17 protein-coding genes are annotated in these 16,793 nt (G+C 33.4%); all 17 read left to right on the top strand.

Annotated features, from left to right (window positions below):
* On the top strand, positions 1-540 hold the full coding sequence (gene hpt, locus ACTB1H_RS01740) for a hypoxanthine phosphoribosyltransferase (RefSeq protein ID WP_463261111.1): 540 nt from the start codon (positions 1-3) through the stop codon (positions 538-540).
* 44 nt (positions 541-584) lie between these two features.
* Positions 585-2,399: an ATP-dependent zinc metalloprotease FtsH gene (ftsH, locus tag ACTB1H_RS01735; RefSeq protein ID WP_463261110.1), complete on the top strand. Its 1,815-nt coding sequence runs from the start codon at positions 585-587 to the stop codon at positions 2,397-2,399.
* Between the two features lie 181 nt (positions 2,400-2,580).
* Entirely contained in the window at positions 2,581-4,260 is a 1,680-nt protein-coding gene (locus ACTB1H_RS01730; RefSeq protein ID WP_463261109.1) for an acyl-CoA mutase large subunit family protein, read from the top strand.
* Positions 4,261-4,277: 17 nt separating this feature from the next.
* Positions 4,278-4,676: a cobalamin B12-binding domain-containing protein gene (locus tag ACTB1H_RS01725; protein WP_463261108.1), complete on the top strand. Its 399-nt coding sequence runs from the start codon at positions 4,278-4,280 to the stop codon at positions 4,674-4,676.
* Between the two features lie 11 nt (positions 4,677-4,687).
* A complete protein-coding gene (gene meaB / locus ACTB1H_RS01720) occupies positions 4,688-5,623 on the top strand; it encodes a methylmalonyl Co-A mutase-associated GTPase MeaB (protein ID WP_463261107.1) in 936 nt (311 codons plus the stop codon).
* Between the two features lie 15 nt (positions 5,624-5,638).
* Complete coding sequence (gene mce / locus ACTB1H_RS01715) at positions 5,639-6,040, top strand: methylmalonyl-CoA epimerase (RefSeq protein ID WP_463261106.1); 402 nt, start codon at positions 5,639-5,641, stop codon at positions 6,038-6,040.
* 18 nt (positions 6,041-6,058) lie between these two features.
* Positions 6,059-7,603, top strand: coding sequence for an acyl-CoA carboxylase subunit beta (locus tag ACTB1H_RS01710; protein WP_463261105.1), 1,545 nt, complete (start codon positions 6,059-6,061; stop codon positions 7,601-7,603).
* Positions 7,604-7,614: 11 nt separating this feature from the next.
* Positions 7,615-7,977 carry an OadG family transporter subunit gene (locus tag ACTB1H_RS01705; protein ID WP_463261104.1) on the top strand — a complete coding sequence of 121 codons (363 nt, stop codon included), beginning with the start codon at positions 7,615-7,617 and terminating at the stop codon, positions 7,975-7,977.
* Between the two features lie 15 nt (positions 7,978-7,992).
* On the top strand, positions 7,993-8,379 hold the full coding sequence (locus ACTB1H_RS01700) for a biotin/lipoyl-containing protein (RefSeq protein WP_463261103.1): 387 nt from the start codon (positions 7,993-7,995) through the stop codon (positions 8,377-8,379).
* Between the two features lie 25 nt (positions 8,380-8,404).
* Entirely contained in the window at positions 8,405-9,583 is a 1,179-nt protein-coding gene (locus tag ACTB1H_RS01695; protein WP_463261102.1) for a sodium ion-translocating decarboxylase subunit beta, read from the top strand.
* Between the two features lie 86 nt (positions 9,584-9,669).
* Complete coding sequence (locus ACTB1H_RS01690) at positions 9,670-10,626, top strand: P1 family peptidase (protein ID WP_463261101.1); 957 nt, start codon at positions 9,670-9,672, stop codon at positions 10,624-10,626.
* 128 nt (positions 10,627-10,754) lie between these two features.
* Complete coding sequence (locus ACTB1H_RS01685) at positions 10,755-11,501, top strand: ECF transporter S component (protein ID WP_463261100.1); 747 nt, start codon at positions 10,755-10,757, stop codon at positions 11,499-11,501.
* On the top strand, positions 11,498-12,301 hold the full coding sequence (locus ACTB1H_RS01680; protein WP_463261099.1) for a type III pantothenate kinase: 804 nt from the start codon (positions 11,498-11,500) through the stop codon (positions 12,299-12,301). Before ACTB1H_RS01685 ends, ACTB1H_RS01680 begins: the two co-directional genes overlap by 4 nt.
* 26 nt (positions 12,302-12,327) lie before the next feature.
* Complete coding sequence (dusB, locus tag ACTB1H_RS01675; RefSeq protein ID WP_463261098.1) at positions 12,328-13,314, top strand: tRNA dihydrouridine synthase DusB; 987 nt, start codon at positions 12,328-12,330, stop codon at positions 13,312-13,314.
* A 129-nt stretch (positions 13,315-13,443) separates the two neighbouring features.
* Positions 13,444-13,920, top strand: coding sequence for a transcription elongation factor GreA (gene greA, locus ACTB1H_RS01670; protein ID WP_463261097.1), 477 nt, complete (start codon positions 13,444-13,446; stop codon positions 13,918-13,920).
* Between the two features lie 59 nt (positions 13,921-13,979).
* Positions 13,980-15,428, top strand: coding sequence for a lysine--tRNA ligase (gene lysS, locus ACTB1H_RS01665; protein ID WP_463261142.1), 1,449 nt, complete (start codon positions 13,980-13,982; stop codon positions 15,426-15,428).
* Positions 15,429-15,474: 46 nt separating this feature from the next.
* Positions 15,475-16,686 (top strand): glycosyltransferase family 4 protein, encoded by a 1,212-nt coding sequence (locus ACTB1H_RS01660; RefSeq protein ID WP_463261096.1) that lies wholly within the window; start codon positions 15,475-15,477, stop codon positions 16,684-16,686.
* The last annotated feature ends 107 nt before the right edge of the window (positions 16,687-16,793 follow it).

Below are 16,793 nucleotides of genomic sequence, written 5' to 3'. Positions count from 1 at the left end.
TTGGATGATCAAGCAATAAAAGAGATTTTAATTACTGAAGAAGAAATTAAAAAAAGAGTAAAAGAACTAGGTGATGAGATATCAAAAGACTATATAGGTAAGGAACCTGTAGTTTTGGGTATATTAAAAGGTGCAGTAGTATTTTTGTCTGATTTAATTCGAGAAATTAAGATACCAATTAATATCGATTTTATGGCAGTATCTAGTTATGGCAAATCAAGTGTTTCTACAGGAGAAGTTAGAATAATTAAAGACTTGGATTATAGTGTAGAAGATAAGGACATAATAATAGTTGAAGACATAATAGATACAGGATTGACTTTGGGATACCTAAAAGAACTATTAGTAAAAAGAGGAGCAAAAAGCGTAAAAATATGCACTTTACTAGATAAACCTGAAAGAAGAAAAATAGAAATAGATGTGGACTACATGGGGTTTAAAATTCCTGATGAATTCATTATAGGATATGGATTGGACTATAATGAAAAATATAGAAATTACCCTTTTGTTGCATCATTAAAAGAAGAATACTATAAATAACATAACAATCATAGATTTAGTATGAATTGGAGGGAGACAGAACTTTGAAGAGAATTTTTAGAGGCATAAGTATTTATTTAATAATAGTTTTACTGATTATGCTTAGTGCTAGGATGCTTGGAACTAATGTTGAAAGGCCTATAGAACTTAGTTTTACTGAATTAGTAGCAAATTTAAATGATGGTAGTATAACTAGGATTACTTCTATTGGGAATACTGTTGAAGGTGAATTAGCTAATGGAAATAAATTTACCTCTATTTTGCCTGAAGAAACAAGGGTCACATTTTATCACGACTATGTAAAAGATTTGGTTGACAGTGGAGAAATCATATATGATGCCGAGCAGATTCCGACTACACCCTGGTATATAGAATTATTGCCAACTATTTTTATACTCCTTATATTTGGGGTATTTTGGATGGTAATGATGCAGCAAAGCCAAGGCGGTGGAAATAAAGGAGTAATGTCTTTTGGACGAAGCCGTGCTAAAATGCAAAAATTAGAGGAAGGTAAAGTTGTTACCTTTAGTGATGTTGCAGGGCTTGAAGAAGAGAAAGAAGAATTGCAGGAGATAGTTGATTTCCTTAAAAATCCTAAAAAATATATCGATATTGGAGCTAGAATTCCAACTGGAGTACTGATGGTTGGTCCTCCAGGAACAGGTAAAACTTATCTTAGCAAAGCAGTTGCAGGTGAAGCGGGAGTACCATTTTTTACTATATCAGGTTCTGATTTTGTTGAAATGTTCGTTGGTGTAGGTGCAAGCAGAGTTAGAGATTTATTTGAACAAGCCAAGAAAAATGCTCCTTGCATAGTGTTCATTGATGAAATAGATGCAGTTGGTAGAAGAAGAGGCGCAGGATTAGGCGGAGGACATGATGAAAGAGAACAAACTTTGAACCAACTGTTAGTAGAAATGGATGGATTTAGTAAAAATGAAGGTATTATAGTAATGGCTGCTACTAACAGAGCTGACATACTTGATCCCGCTTTACTAAGACCGGGAAGATTTGACAGAACTATATATGTAGGCTTGCCTGATGTAAAGGGCAGGGAAGAGATATTAAAGATTCATTCTAGAAACAAGCCTTTAGCTGAAGATGTCGATCTTAAAGTTGTAGCTAAGAGAACGCCGGGATTTACTCCTGCTGACTTGGAAAACTTAATGAATGAGGCTGCACTTTTAACCGCTAGATATAATTTAAAACAAATACCTATGAATTTGATTGAAGAAGCATCAATAAAAGTTCAAGCAGGACCAGCAAAGAAGAGCAAGGTGATAAGCCCTAAAGAGAAAAGACTTACAGCTTATCATGAAGCAGGTCATGCTTTAACAGCAAAATTGATTCCAGGCTCTGATCCAGTTCATTTAGTAACTATAATTCCAAGAGGTATGGCTGGAGGATTTACTGCATACATTCCCGATGAAGATAGAAACTACATGACCAAAGGCGAAATGGAAGATAGATTAGCAGTTTTATTGGGAGGAAGAGTAACTGAAGCATTAGTATTAGAAGATATCAGCACTGGAGCTCAAAACGATATAGAAAGGGCAACTAAAATAGCCAGAGATATGGTAACTCACTATGGAATGAGTGAAAGATTAGGCCCTATGACTTACGGAACTGACAATGATGAAGTGTTCCTAGGAAGAGATTTAGGTAGAACTAGAAATTATAGTGAAGAAGTTGCTGCTGAAATAGATAAAGAAATGAGAAATATAATAGATAGGGCTTATCATAAAGCAGAGTCGCTATTAAAAGAAAATATAGATGTATTGCATAGATTAGCACAGGCACTTATGGAAAAAGAGACAATAGACGGAAAAGAATTTGAAGCTATAATAGCAGGGAATTAAAGCAATTTAATTTCCTGCTTTTTTTCTGTTAGTAAAGTGAAATTTAAGGTAAAATAACTATGAGGAATAAAATTTTGCAATATATATTTCATTTTCTTATTAAAATGAAATATATATTGCAAAATTGCTACATTTTCTAATATAATTAAAAATGATAGTGAAATCCAAGGGGGTCAATGAAATGTATAATGAAGATAAGCTTGATAAAATATTATCGTCTTATCAAAATTGGGAAGATAACAAAATAGCAAAGTTAATTGAGAAATTTCCAGAACGAAAGAAAACATTTACAACAGGATCAGGGCTCGAAGTCAAGAGGCTATATACACCAGTAGATATCAAGGATATTGATTATGAAGAAGAGCTTGGATATCCAGGACAATTCCCATTTACAAGGGGAGTACAGCCTACCATGTACAGAGGAAGACTCTGGACTATGCGACAATATGCTGGATTTGCTACTGCTGAAGAATCAAATAAGAGGTATAAATATTTGTTAGAGCAGGGGCAGACTGGATTGAGTGTTGCATTTGATTTACCAACTCAGATAGGGTATGATTCAGATCATCCACTTAGCGAAGGGGAAGTAGGAAAAGTAGGAGTTGCGATTGACTCATTAAAGGATATGGAAATATTATTTGATGGCATACCTTTGGATAAAGTTAGCACATCAATGACTATAAATGCACCGGCAAGCGTTTTGCTGGCAATGTACATAGCAGTTGCAGAGAAACAAGGTGTAACGACAGATAAGTTAAGAGGAACAATTCAAAATGATATACTTAAAGAATATATAGCTAGGGGAACTTATATATTTCCTCCAGAGGAATCAATGAGATTGATAACTAACATATTTGAATACTGTTCTAAATATGTTCCTCAGTGGAATACCATAAGTATTAGTGGATATCATATTAGAGAAGCCGGTTCAACAGCTGCTCAAGAAGTAGCATTTACATTAGCAGATGGAATAGCCTATGTTGAAGCAGCAATAAATGCGGGGCTTGAAGTAGATGAATTTGCTCCTAGATTATCATTTTTCTTTAATGCCCATAACGATTTATTAGAAGAAGTAGCTAAGTTCAGAGCTGCTCGAAGACTTTGGGCAAAGATAATGAGAGATAGATTTAAAGCTAAATCTGAAAAATCAATGCAACTTAAATTTCACACTCAGACTGCAGGCTCGACTTTAACTGCTCAACAACCAGATAATAATATTGTTAGAGTAGCAATTCAGACACTTGCAGCGGTATTAGGAGGAACTCAATCACTTCATACAAATTCCAGAGATGAAGCTTTAGCATTGCCTACTGAAGATTCTGTAATGATTGCTTTGAGAACTCAACAAATTGTTGCTTATGAATCAGGAGTTACTGAAACAATTGACCCATTAGCAGGCTCTTATTATATAGAAAGTTTAACTGATAAAATCGAAAAAGAAGCAATGGAATATATAAAAAATATCGACAATTTAGGCGGTGCAACTAAAGCGATTGAAACAGGATATATTCAAAAGGAAATTCAAAATTCTGCTTATAAATACCAAATGCAAGTAGAAAGCGGCGAAAGAGTTGTAGTAGGTGTAAATAAATTTAAAATTGAAGAAAATCATAAGAAAGAGATATTAAAAGTAGACCCTCAAGTTGAGATAGTTCAAAAGAAGAAATTACAAAGATTACGTCAAGAAAGAGATAACGTGAAGGTAAAAGAAAGCATTGATATGCTTGTAGAAAAGGCAAAGACTGATGAAAATTTGATGCCATATATTTTAGAAGCTGTAAAAAGTTATGCTACACTTGGTGAAATATGTGGTGCATTAAGGGAAGTATTTGGAGAATATGAACAATCGGTCATTTTATAATATGAGGAGGAAAACAAATGGAAAGACCAATAAGAGTTTTGGTTGCTAAGCCAGGGTTGGATGGACATGATAGAGGCGCAAAGGTAATTGCTAGAGCTCTAAGAGATGCGGGAATGGAAGTAATATATACTGGTTTAAGGCAAACTCCTGAACAAATCGTTGAAGCGGCTATCCAAGAAGATGTAGATGTTGTTGCAATGAGTATTTTATCAGGAGCACATAACACATTATTTCCTAAGGTAGTAAATCTTTTGAAAGAAAGAGGAGTTACTGATAGACTCATAGTTGGAGGTGGAGTAATTCCTGAAGATGATATTCCTTTTTTGATTTCCTCGGGAGTCGAGGCAATTTTTACTCCAGGAACTAGTACAAAAGATGTAGTCGAATTTATTAAAACTCATGTAAAGAGGCAATAGGCGGTGATGAATTGAATATCGAAGAAAAAATTTTAGCCGGAGATAAAATAGCCTGTGCTAGACTTATATCAATGCTTGAAAACAATGAAAAAGAAGCAGAAGAAATCCTAAAAAAATTATATGAAAAAACTGGAAATGCCTATGTGATAGGAGTAACAGGATCACCTGGAGCAGGTAAGTCAACTTTAACAGATAAAATGGCTAAAAAATTGCGTGAAAAAGGATTTAAGATAGGTATTCTTGCAATAGACCCAACTAGCCCCTTTACAGGAGGAGCAATACTTGGAGATAGAATTAGAATGACCGACCTCATATTAGATGAAGGTGTTTTTATAAGGAGCATGGGAACTAGAGGGAATCTAGGGGGTTTATCAAAAGCCACTTCAAGTGCAATAAAAGTTTTGGATATTTTTGGATGTGATTATATTTTTATTGAAACAGTAGGTGTTGGACAATCAGAGATAGATATAGTAAAAATGGCAGATACAGTTGTGATGGTTTTAACTCCAAACATGGGGGATGACATTCAGGCTATTAAAGCTGGGACGATGGAAATAGCAGATGTTTTTGCCATAAACAAATCAGATTTAGACGGAGCTGATAAGACTAAATTTGAAATAGAGATGAACTTGGATTTAAACGAAAACACAGATTTCAGACCAAAAGTTATAAAAGTATCAGCTTTAAAAAACAAAGATATTGACATTCTTTTAGATGCTGTTTTAGAACATAAAGATTATCAGATGAGAACTGGGAATTTTGAAAAGAGAAGAATAGATAATGTTAAACAAGAAGTTTTGGATTTAGTAAAAGAGAATTTAATTAATTTGATTATGAAAAAAGCAGTTGAGAATGATTTGTTAAATAAACTTGCAAAAGAAGTATATACAAGGAAGAAAGATCCTTATACAGCTAAGGAAGAACTAATAAATTTATTATTGAACTAAGTGAGGAGTGTTCTAATGGTAAAAAAAATAGATCATATTGGAATAGCTGTAAAAGATTTAGAAAAGGCAGTTGAATTCTACGAACAAATGTTAGGAATTAAGTGCGAAGGTAAAGAAGTAGTAGAAGAGCAGAAAGTAAAAGTGGCTTTTTTGCCAATAGGAGATACTGAGATAGAACTCTTAGAATCGACTGATGAGGAAGGGCCTATCGCAAAGTTCATTGAAAAAAAAGGTGAAGGTATTCAGCATATTGCATTTAGAGTAGATAACATAGAAGCAACACTTGAAGATTTAAAAAACAAAGGAGTAAGGCTAATAGATGAAAAACCTAGATACGGAGCAGGTGGAGCAAAAATTGCATTTTTACATCCCAAATCAACAAATGGCGTACTTATTGAAATAAGCGAAAGAGAATAATCTCTAAGGAGGATAAAGATGAATGACAAAATCAATGAATTAATCAAAGAAAAAGAGAGGATCAAACTAGGCGGTGGCATTAAAAAGATAGAAAAACAACATAGCTCTGGGAAATTGACTGCGAGAGAAAGAATAAATTTACTTTTAGATGAAGGAAGCTTTATCGAAATAGATATGTTCATAAAACATAGATCTACTAATTTTGACATGGCAAACGTAGAAGCACCTGCTGATGGAGTAGTCACTGGGTATGGAACTGTAGATGGAAGACTAACTTTTGTATATGCACAAGACTTCACTGTTGTCGGTGGTTCATTAGGAGAAATGCATGCAAATAAGATTGTAAAGGTTCAAGATATGGCACTTAAGATGGGAGCTCCTATTGTAGGCTTTAATGATTCAGGTGGAGCGAGGATTCAGGAAGGAGTAGATGCTTTATCAGGATATGGCAAGATATTCTATAGAAACACATTAGCTTCTGGTGTTATACCACAAATATCTGTTATTATGGGGCCATGTGCAGGAGGAGCAGTTTATTCTCCGGCTCTTACTGATTTTATATTTATGACTGAAAAAACTAGCATGATGTTTATTACAGGGCCTCAAGTAATAAAATCAGTAACAGGGGAAGAAGTAACTCAAGAACAACTTGGAGGAGCAATGACACACAATAGGATTAGTGGAGTAGCTCATTTTATCGATAAGACCGAGGAAGAGACAATAAAAAGAGTTAGAGAATTGCTTTCGTATCTACCTTCAAACAATATGGAGATGCCACCAATCGTTAGGACAAATGATAACATCAATCGAACTGATGAAATGCTAAATGAAATAGTACCTGAAAATCCAAATAAACCATATGATATGAAAGACATAATTAAATCTATTGCAGATGACAATATATTTTTTGAAGTTCAACCACTATATGCAAACAATATAATAACTGGATACATTAGATTAAATGGAAAAACTATAGGTGTAGTGGCTAATCAGCCTAAGATATTAGCTGGATGTTTAGACATAAACGCATCTGATAAAGCAGGCAGGTTTATTAGGACTTGTGATGCTTATAATATTCCATTGCTAAACTTAGTAGATGTTCCTGGATTTCTACCAGGTACAAATCAAGAATATGGAGGCATAATTAGACATGGAGCAAAAATGCTTTATGCATATTCTGAAGCTACAGTTCCTAAAGTTACACTAATCATAAGGAAAGCTTATGGAGGAGCATATCTTGCAATGTGTAGCAAAGATTTAGGAGCTGATCAAGTATTTGCATGGCCAACAGCAGAAATTGCAGTAATGGGACCAGACGGCGCTGCAAATATAATATTTAAAAATGAAATTGCGAATTCAGATGATCCTATAAGCACTAGAAAAGAAATGATAGAAAAATATAGAAATACTGTAGCAAATCCTGCAATCGCAGCTCAGAGAGGTTTTGTAGATGATATATTAATACCAAGTCATACTAGACCTAGATTGATTAGTGCATTTGATATGCTAGAAACTAAAAGAGAAAATAGGCCTAGCAAAAAGCATGGCAATTTACCTGTATAGGAGGCATTCAGATGGGAGAAAATATAAGCATTGGTGAATCCTTAATTATAGCATTAACTAGTATACTTGTTGTATTTTTGATACTTTTATTGATTTCCTTTCTAATAAATAGATTGAAAGCTTTTGGAAAAAGTGAACAGAAAAATACAAATGTTGAAACAAAAAATACATTAACAAAAACATTTGATATAGAGAATGAATCTATAGAAGATAAACTTAATGAAGAATTAGTGGCAGTAATAGCAGCTGCTATAGCATGTTCTACCGGTAATAAAGTTGAAAATATAAAAATAAGCACAATTAAAAGAATTCCTTCTGAAATTAGCGAATGGAAACGTGCTGCTCAATTAGAACAAATCTTTAACAAAATATAGATCGGGGGATTAAAAATGAGAAAATTCATAATAAATGTAAATGGACAAAGTTATGAGGTTGAAGTAGAAGAAATTGCTTCAAATGAAAGCGCAGTACAAACTCAGAAAATGGATAATTTAGAAAAAAACACAGTGGAAAAAGAATTACCAAAAAAAGAATCTAAAATAGAAGTAACTACTTCAAAAGATCAAGAATCTATAGAAGCTCCTATGCCAGGCAATATATGGAAATTAGTTGCTAAAGAAGGACAACAAGTAAAAGCTGGAGAAGTAATTTTAATATTAGAAGCAATGAAAATGGAAAATGAAATTGTAGCACCTAGAGATGGCAAACTAGTTAAAATATTAGTTAATGAAGGCAATTCCGTAAATACTGGTGACAAATTAGCAATAATTGAATAGAGCTAACTCAGAAAGGGTGAAATAAATGACTGCAACTGTATTAGTTGATTTTCTTGAGAGTACAGGGTTTGCAACAATATCTTTTGGCAATATTATAATGTTGACAATATCGCTAGTGTTGTTGTATTTAGCGATAGGTAAGGGTTTTGAGCCATTATTATTGGTGCCGATAGCTTTTGGGATGCTTTTAACAAATCTACCCGGTGCAAATATGATGAAAGAACCAGTTGTTGAGATAATTAAAGACCCAAACACTGGAGAACTGATAAGCCACACAAAGGAGTATGGAGGATTATTGTACTATCTTTACCAAGGAGTGAAATTGGGGATTTATCCTCCTCTAATATTTTTAGGTATTGGTGCTATGACTGATTTTGGTCCTCTTATAGCAAATCCAAAATCTATTTTACTTGGCGCAGCTGCTCAAATTGGAATATTCGCTACATTTATCGGTGCAATACTTTTGGGATATCCAGGAGCAGAAGCAGCAAGCATTGGAATAATTGGTGGAGCAGATGGGCCTACTGCCTTGTATCTAACTGCAAAGTTAGCACCTCAACTTTTGGGACCTATTGCAGTAGCTGCATATTCATATATGGCATTAGTACCAATCATACAACCACCTATTATGAGAGCTCTAACGACTAAGGAAGAAAGAACTGTAGTTATGGAACAGTTAAGACCAGTATCAAAAAGGGAAAGAATCATATTTCCTATTATGGTAACTTTAGTTGTATCTTTACTTTTGCCTTCAGCTGCAACATTAGTTGGTATGCTTATGCTAGGTAATTTATTTAGAGAATCAGGTGTTACTGATAGGCTATCAAAGACTGTGCAAAATGAGCTTATAAATATAGTAACAATCTTATTAGGCGTAACAGTTGGAGCAACTGCAAGTGCTGAGAGTTTTTGGAATTTAAAAACACTAGGGATTATTGCATTAGGGTTAGTTGCATTCTCAATAGGGACAGCATCAGGAGTTTTATTTGGCAAAATAATGTATAAAGTAACAGGTGGAAAGGTAAATCCTTTGATTGGTTCAGCGGGAGTATCTGCTGTTCCAATGGCAGCTAGAGTTTCACAAAAAGTAGGGCAAGAAGAAAATCCAAAGAATTATTTACTTATGCATGCTATGGGGCCAAATGTAGCAGGGGTTATAGGTTCAGCAATAGCAGCAGGAATGCTTTTAATGTTTTTTAGTTAAAATAAGCCATCAAAGTTTGGGACTTTGATGGCAATTTTTAAGTTTTGGGTAATAAATAGAAAATTATATATTAGGAGATGTAAAAAATGTACAGTGGTTATATAACAGATGTAAAAGGCATAAAAGTAGGACATGCACATTCGGAAGAAGGAATTACAGGGCTAACTGTCATTATTAGTGAAGAAGGAGCAATCGGAGGAGTTGATGTTAGAGGCAGTGCACCGGGAACAAGAGAAACCGATCTTTTTAGACCTGATAAGATGGTAGAAAAAATAAATGCTATAGTATTATCAGGAGGTTCTGCTTTTGGATTAGATGCTTCATCTGGAGTTATGGAGTTTTTAGAAAAGAAGGGGATAGGATTAGATGTAGGATTTACTAAAGTTCCTATAGTAGCATCTGCAGTTATATTTGATTTAAATTTAGGGGATCATACGATTAGACCTGATAAAGAAATGGGTTATAGAGCATGTGAAAATGCAACTTTAAATGAAGATAGGCAAGGGAATATAGGCTGTGGAATGGGTGCTAGTGTCGGGAAAATTTTGGGATTTGAAAGTGCTATGAAATCAGGAATAGGTAGTGCCTCGATCAAAGTAGGAGATTTAATTGTTTCGGCAATAATATGCACTAATAGCTTAGGAGATATATACGAAGGAACTGAGCAAATTGCAGGTGTTTATGATTATAATGAAAAGAAATTGCTAAATACTCTTGAAATAATGAAAAGTGGACATTTAAAAAAGACACTAAATCATACAAATACAACAATAGGGGTAGTAGCAACCAATGCAAGATTGACTAAAGCATATGCAAATAAGCTTGCAGAAATATCACACAATGGATTTGCCAGAGCAATAAATCCTGTTCATACAATGTATGATGGGGACACAATCTTTTCTTTGGCTACTAATGAAATAGATGCAGATATTAATTTAGTATTTACATTGGGAGCAGAGGTTGTTAGGAGAGCAATAGTAAATTCAATTTTTAATGCTGAAAGCTTAGCAAATCTCAAAGCCTATAAGGATATAATAAATTAATCTTGTATATTTATTTCTAAATATGTATAATTATCTTGTTAATAAGCTGGTATCTGTTTGAGCCAGACTAAAATAAAAAAATTGGAATATCGACTGGTATCCAAAAGGAACTAGAGCGGAGGTATAAAATGAAAAATGGTAAAAGTGTAAATGTTAGAAGATTGACTGTCATTGGAGTTTTAGGAGCTGTTTCAATTGTTTTAGGAATGACACCCTTAGGGTTTATACCAGTAGGGCCTACTAGAGCTACAACTATGCACATACCTGTTATAATAGGAGCAATACTGGAAGGACCCATTGTAGGAGCGTTAGTTGGATTAATCTTTGGACTATTTAGTATATATCAAGCAATTACCGCACCTACGCCTGTAAGTCCATTCTTTCTTAATCCATTAGTTTCTGTTCTTCCAAGAATACTTATAGGGATAACATCTTATTATAGCTATAGCTTTTTTAATAAAATTGGCAATAAAAAAACGATATGGATTATGAATTTAATATGGGCGGGAATAATTTTATATTTGGCTAGAGGATTATATCTTGATATAATCAATTACACTAGCATATGGAGTGTGCTTATAAATATAATATTAATTATATTGGCATCAGCGATGATATATGTTACGACCAAGAAATTTAAAGGTAAATCAATAGATGTTTTGATAAGTGCTGTCATAGGGACACTTACAAACACTGTATTAGTATTGTCTATGATTTATTTAATATATGGGGAACAGTTTGTTGAATCTATAGGACAGGATACACAATTTGTAGGAAGAGTAATCGCAGGAATTGGTGTTGCAAATGGTATACCAGAGACAATAATTGCAGCAATAGTTGTATCAAGTGTTGTTACTGCACTCAAAAGAAAATGATGCTAGAAGGTGAAAAATTGTTATTGGTTATAGATGTAGGAAACACTAATATTGTATTTGGAGTTTATGATGGGAATAAATTGGTTTATGATAGAAGAATTGCCACTGATAAAGAAAAAACCTCTGATGAATATGGATTGCTATTTGATCAATTTTTTAAGTATGACAATATCAAAAGAGAAGATATAGATGATATAATCATTTCTTCTGTAGTTCCGACACTAATGCATACTTTACCAGCAATGTCACAAAGATATTTCAATAAAGTACCTATTGTAATAGGACCAGGGGTAAAGACGGGTATGAATATCAAATACGATAATCCAAAAGAAGTCGGAGCTGATAGAATAGTCAATGCAGTTGCAGCTTATGAGAAATTTGGTGGTCCAGTTATAATTGTAGACTTTGGTACAGCTAATACATTTTGCTATGTGAATGAACAAGGGGAATATTTAGGTGGGGTTATAACACCTGGGATAAATATTTCTGCTGAGGCATTGTTCTTAAGAACAGCTAAGCTGCCTAAGGTAGAGATTACTAAACCTGAGAAAGTAATTGGGAAAAACACTATTACAAGCATCCAATCTGGGCTTATTTATGGTTTTGCGGGAATGATAGATTACATCATAGAAAAAATGATAGAAGAAATGGATAAAAATCCTGATGAAGTTATGGTAGTAGCTACTGGAGGATTTGCTAATCTGATTTCTGCGCAGACTAAGAGAATAAAAGTCGTGGATAAGTATTTAACACTAGAAGGTTTAAGGATAATATATGAAAGAAATAAGGTAAGTAACTAGACGTTACTTACCTTATTTGATAGGAGTTGATCGGTATAATAGGAAAAGTAAAAATTGATTCAAAAGCTGTATTAGCTCCAATGGCTGGCTATACAGACTTACCTTTTAGAAAAATAGCAAAAAAACTAGGAGCTGGATTAGTAACAAGTGAGATGGTCAGTGCAAAAGCAATGTATTATAATGATAAAAAGACAGAGGAATTGACCATTACTGATGAAATAGAGAGACCTATGGCTATTCAAATATTTGGCTCTGACCCAGATATAATGGCATATGTTGTTGAAACTAAACTAAACACACGAAATGATTTTGACATAATTGACATAAATATGGGTTGTCCAGCTCCAAAAATCGTAAAAAATAATGAAGGCAGTGCATTGATGAGAGATATGAAATTGAGCTACAGAATTGTAAAAAAGATAGCAGAAGTTTCTAATAAACCAGTTACAGTAAAAATAAGAATGGGCTGGGATAAAAACAACATAAATGGTGTTGAATTTGCAAAGATGCTAGAACAAGCAGGAGCAAGCGCGATAACAGTACATGCTAGAACTAGAGAAATGTTCTATTCTGGGAAAGCTGATATTGATTTCATAAGAAAGGTAAAAGAAAACGTATCAATACCAGTTATTGGTAATGGAGATATATTTGATGCAAAAGATGCGTTAGATATGATAGAAAAAACTAATTGTGATTATGTTGCTATTGGGAGAGGTGCAATAGGAAATCCATGGATATTTTTAAATATCAAAGAAGCACTAGAAAACAGAGAAATAACAATACCTAATCCAGAGATGATTATAAATATGGTTATATATCACTTGAATGAAATGTGTGATTTAAAAGGAGAAAAAGTAGGCATAAAAGAGATGAGAAAACACATACATGCATACATCAAAGGATTAAGAAATTCAAAATCAGTTAGAGACCAAATTAATAGGATAAGTTCTCGAGAAGAATTGGAGATGGTTTTAAGTAACTATTTAAGAACACTAAATGTTCTTGACAAATAAGATTGTTTATAGCTTGACAACTAATTTATGCTTGATTATAATAGGTTGCATACAAAGTTAGAAATATTCAGATACAATTTGAAGCATAATCACATCACATGTAATAATTAAATCAAAGGAGAGAGTCAAATGACCGAAAAGGAAGTATTTCTGACCCCTGAAGGTTTAGAAAAACTAGAAATGGAATTAGAGGAAGCAAAAGTAGTAAAGAGAAAAGAGATAGCAGATAGAATAAAACAAGCTCTTGCTTTTGGAGATATCAGCGAGAATGCAGAATATGACCAAGCCAAAAACGAGCAGGCAAAATTAGAAGAGAGAATAGCTAAACTTGAAGCTATGCTTAGAAATGCAGTAGTTATAGATGATGATGAAATATCTACTGAAATAGTGACAATAGGATCAAGAGTTATTGTTTTAGACATAGAATTTAACGAAGAAATGGAATATACGATAGTAGGTTCAGCTGAGGCAGATCCATTCGAAGGTAAAATATCAAATGAGTCTCCTATGGGTAAAGCACTGCTTGGAAGAAAAGTAGGAGATACTGTAAGTGTACAAGCGCCTGATGGAGTTATCAAATATAAAGTAAAGGCAATAATGAGATAATATGAATTCTAAATTGAGGGGGGCTTTAAGTGGATAATAATGAACAAAATTTAAATGAAATGCTAAAAATTAGAAGAGACAAATTAGCTAAACTTATTGAAAAAGGTAAAAACCCTTATTTAATTGAAAAATATGAATATACTCATCATAGTATTGAAATCAAAGAAAATTACGATGAACTCGAAGGGCAAAAGGTAAGTGTAGCGGGAAGGTTGATGTCTAGAAGAGGGCATGGTAAAGTTACATTTTTCGACTTACAAGATAGTGATGGAAGGATTCAACTATTTGCTAAGAAAGATGTACTTGGAGATGAAGGATACGAAGATTTAGATTTTTTGGACATAGGAGATATTGTCGGAGCTGAAGGGATTGTATTTAAAACTCAAACAGGAGAAATTTCAATAAGAGCTGAAAAAATAACTCTTTTATCAAAATCACTTCAAATTCTTCCTGAAAAATTCCATGGTCTTAAAGACCAAGAACTTAGATATAGACAAAGATATGTAGACTTAATAGTCAACCCTGAAGTTAAAGACACTTTTATACTTAGAAGCAAAATAATTAAAGCCGTCAAAGAGTTTCTAGACAACAGAGGTTATTTAGAGGTTGAAACACCAATACTTAGCACTATTGCTGGAGGTGCAAATGCAAGACCATTTATAACTCATCATAACGCTTTAGATATTGACATGTATTTAAGAATTGCAAATGAACTTTATTTAAAGAGGCTAATTGTCGGCGGATTTGAAAGAGTTTATGAAATGGGGAAAATGTTTAGAAATGAAGGAATGGACCAAAGGCACAATCCTGAATTTACAAGTATAGAATTTTATCAAGCATATGCTGATTTTGAAGACATGATAAAGCTTACAGAAGAATTATTCTCATATGTAGCCATGAAAACATTGGGGACTACAGTAATAAACTATCAAGGGACTGAAATAGATTTGACACCTCCTTGGGATAGAATGGATATGGCTGAAGCGGTAAAGAAATATACAGGAGTTGACTTTAGCCTAATTGACACCGATGAAGAAGCAAGAAAAGTTGCTAGAGAAAAGGGTCTAGAAATCGAAGATAATATGACCAGAGGAATGATAATAGCTGAGATGTTTGAAGAATTTGTTGAGCAGCATCTTATCCAACCTACATTTATTACTGGTCACCCTGTGGATATATCACCTTTAGCAAAGAGAAATCCTAAAGATCCAAGAATCACAAATAGATTTGAAGCATTCATAAACACTTGGGAAATCGCAAATGCATTCTCAGAATTAAATGACCCTATAGATCAAAGAGAGAGATTTGAAGAACAAGTAAGACAAAAGGAATCCGGAGATGAAGAAGCTCATCCAATGGATACTGACTTTATAAATGCCATTGAAGTAGGCTTGCCTCCTACAGGAGGAGAAGGGATTGGAATAGACAGAATGATTATGCTATTAACAAATCAGTCTAGCATAAGAGATGTAATCCTATTCCCTACTATGAAACCTTTAGAAGATTAATTATTTATTGCGGCTATTTAGCCGCAATATTTTATAGGTGAGAGAGATGAAAATACTTCATATCATATCTCAATTTCCGGGAAAAACTGGAAGTGGGATATATGTAAATTCGTTGATTGATGAAGGAAAGAAGAATAATCATGAACAAGGATTAGTTGGAGCAATACAAGAAGGCTTAACATATGAAAATGATTCTTTAAGCTATTTGGATTTAGTCGAATTTAATACTGAAGAATTACCATTTAATATTGTTGGGATGAGTGATATAATGCCTTACCCGAGCACTAGATATAAGGATTTAAGCGATGAGATGCTATCAACTTGGGTTAAAGCATTTGAGAAATCATTTTTAAAAGCTTTAAATATTTTTAATCCAGACATAATAATATCACATCACCTTTGGATTTTAACATCACTTGTATGTAAGTATAAAGGGAATAAAAAAGTCGTAGCAATATGTCATGGGACAGATATCAGACAAATGTATCTAAATCCTAAGTACATAGAATTTGTACTTGAAGGGTGCCAAAAATTAGATTATGTATTAACATTGTCAACCGAACAAAAATCAGAAATTAACCTTTTATATAATATTCCACAAGATAAAATTGAAGTTATAGGAGCCGGATATAATCAAGAATTCTTCTATCCACCCAAAACAAAGCCTGATATCAAACCAATTAAATTGATTTATGCCGGAAAATTGAGCAACAGCAAAGGAATACCTTATCTCATAAAAGCCTATAGTAATTTGAGACATAAATATGATATCGAACTTAAATTAGCAGGAGATGGAAATGGAGAAGAGAAAGAAAAAATTCTAGAAATGGCAAATGAAAATGGGGCAATATGGCTTGGAAATCTTAGTCAAAAAGAACTGGGAAATGTATTTAGGAAGTCACACATATTCGTTCTTCCCTCGTTTTATGAAGGATTAGGCTTGGCTACTATAGAAGCATTAGCTTGTGGATTGCTAGTAGTAGCAACAAACCATAATGGAATAAAAGAGTATTTGGGAGATAAAATAAATAATAGTGGTATAATAGAATATGTTGATTTGCCACCAATGTCTAGCATAGATGATGTTTCAGAGGATGGGAAAATTATTTTTGAAAAATCGCTAGAAAAAAGCATAGAAAAAATGATTAAAAGAATACTACATGGGTATAATCAATTTACCGCAATAGATCATGATTTAAAAGAACTATCGTGGGAGCATTTATTCAATGATTTTGAAAAGATTTTACAAAAACTTTAAAAAAGGTATGTCAATAACCTGTGAAAATGTCACCTAAAAAATCATGATTTTATTCTATGAAAATGTCACCTTCGAGATATAATTTTGCTTTTTAAGTAACGAGTTAG

The organism is Soehngenia sp., assembly GCF_055108775.1.
This window is presented reverse-complemented; position numbering and strand designations above follow the sequence as displayed.

Bases quoted from the DNA above. Each gene is read 5' to 3' on its own strand.
- ACTB1H_RS01730 (WP_463261109.1), top strand. From the start codon at position 2,581: ATGTATAATGAAGATAAGCTTGATAAAATATTATCGTCTTATCAAAAT.
- ACTB1H_RS01725 (WP_463261108.1), top strand. From the start codon at position 4,278: ATGGAAAGACCAATAAGAGTTTTGGTTGCTAAGCCAGGGTTGGATGGA.
- mce (WP_463261106.1), top strand. From the start codon at position 5,639: ATGGTAAAAAAAATAGATCATATTGGAATAGCTGTAAAAGATTTAGAA.
- ACTB1H_RS01710 (WP_463261105.1), top strand. From the start codon at position 6,059: ATGAATGACAAAATCAATGAATTAATCAAAGAAAAAGAGAGGATCAAA.
- ACTB1H_RS01705 (WP_463261104.1), top strand. From the start codon at position 7,615: ATGGGAGAAAATATAAGCATTGGTGAATCCTTAATTATAGCATTAACT.
- ACTB1H_RS01700 (WP_463261103.1), top strand. From the start codon at position 7,993: ATGAGAAAATTCATAATAAATGTAAATGGACAAAGTTATGAGGTTGAA.
- ACTB1H_RS01695 (WP_463261102.1), top strand. From the start codon at position 8,405: ATGACTGCAACTGTATTAGTTGATTTTCTTGAGAGTACAGGGTTTGCA.
- ACTB1H_RS01690 (WP_463261101.1), top strand. From the start codon at position 9,670: ATGTACAGTGGTTATATAACAGATGTAAAAGGCATAAAAGTAGGACAT.
- ACTB1H_RS01685 (WP_463261100.1), top strand. From the start codon at position 10,755: ATGAAAAATGGTAAAAGTGTAAATGTTAGAAGATTGACTGTCATTGGA.
- ACTB1H_RS01680 (WP_463261099.1), top strand. From the start codon at position 11,498: ATGATGCTAGAAGGTGAAAAATTGTTATTGGTTATAGATGTAGGAAAC.
- greA (WP_463261097.1), top strand. From the start codon at position 13,444: ATGACCGAAAAGGAAGTATTTCTGACCCCTGAAGGTTTAGAAAAACTA.
- lysS (WP_463261142.1), top strand. From the start codon at position 13,980: ATGCTAAAAATTAGAAGAGACAAATTAGCTAAACTTATTGAAAAAGGT.
- ACTB1H_RS01660 (WP_463261096.1), top strand. From the start codon at position 15,475: ATGAAAATACTTCATATCATATCTCAATTTCCGGGAAAAACTGGAAGT.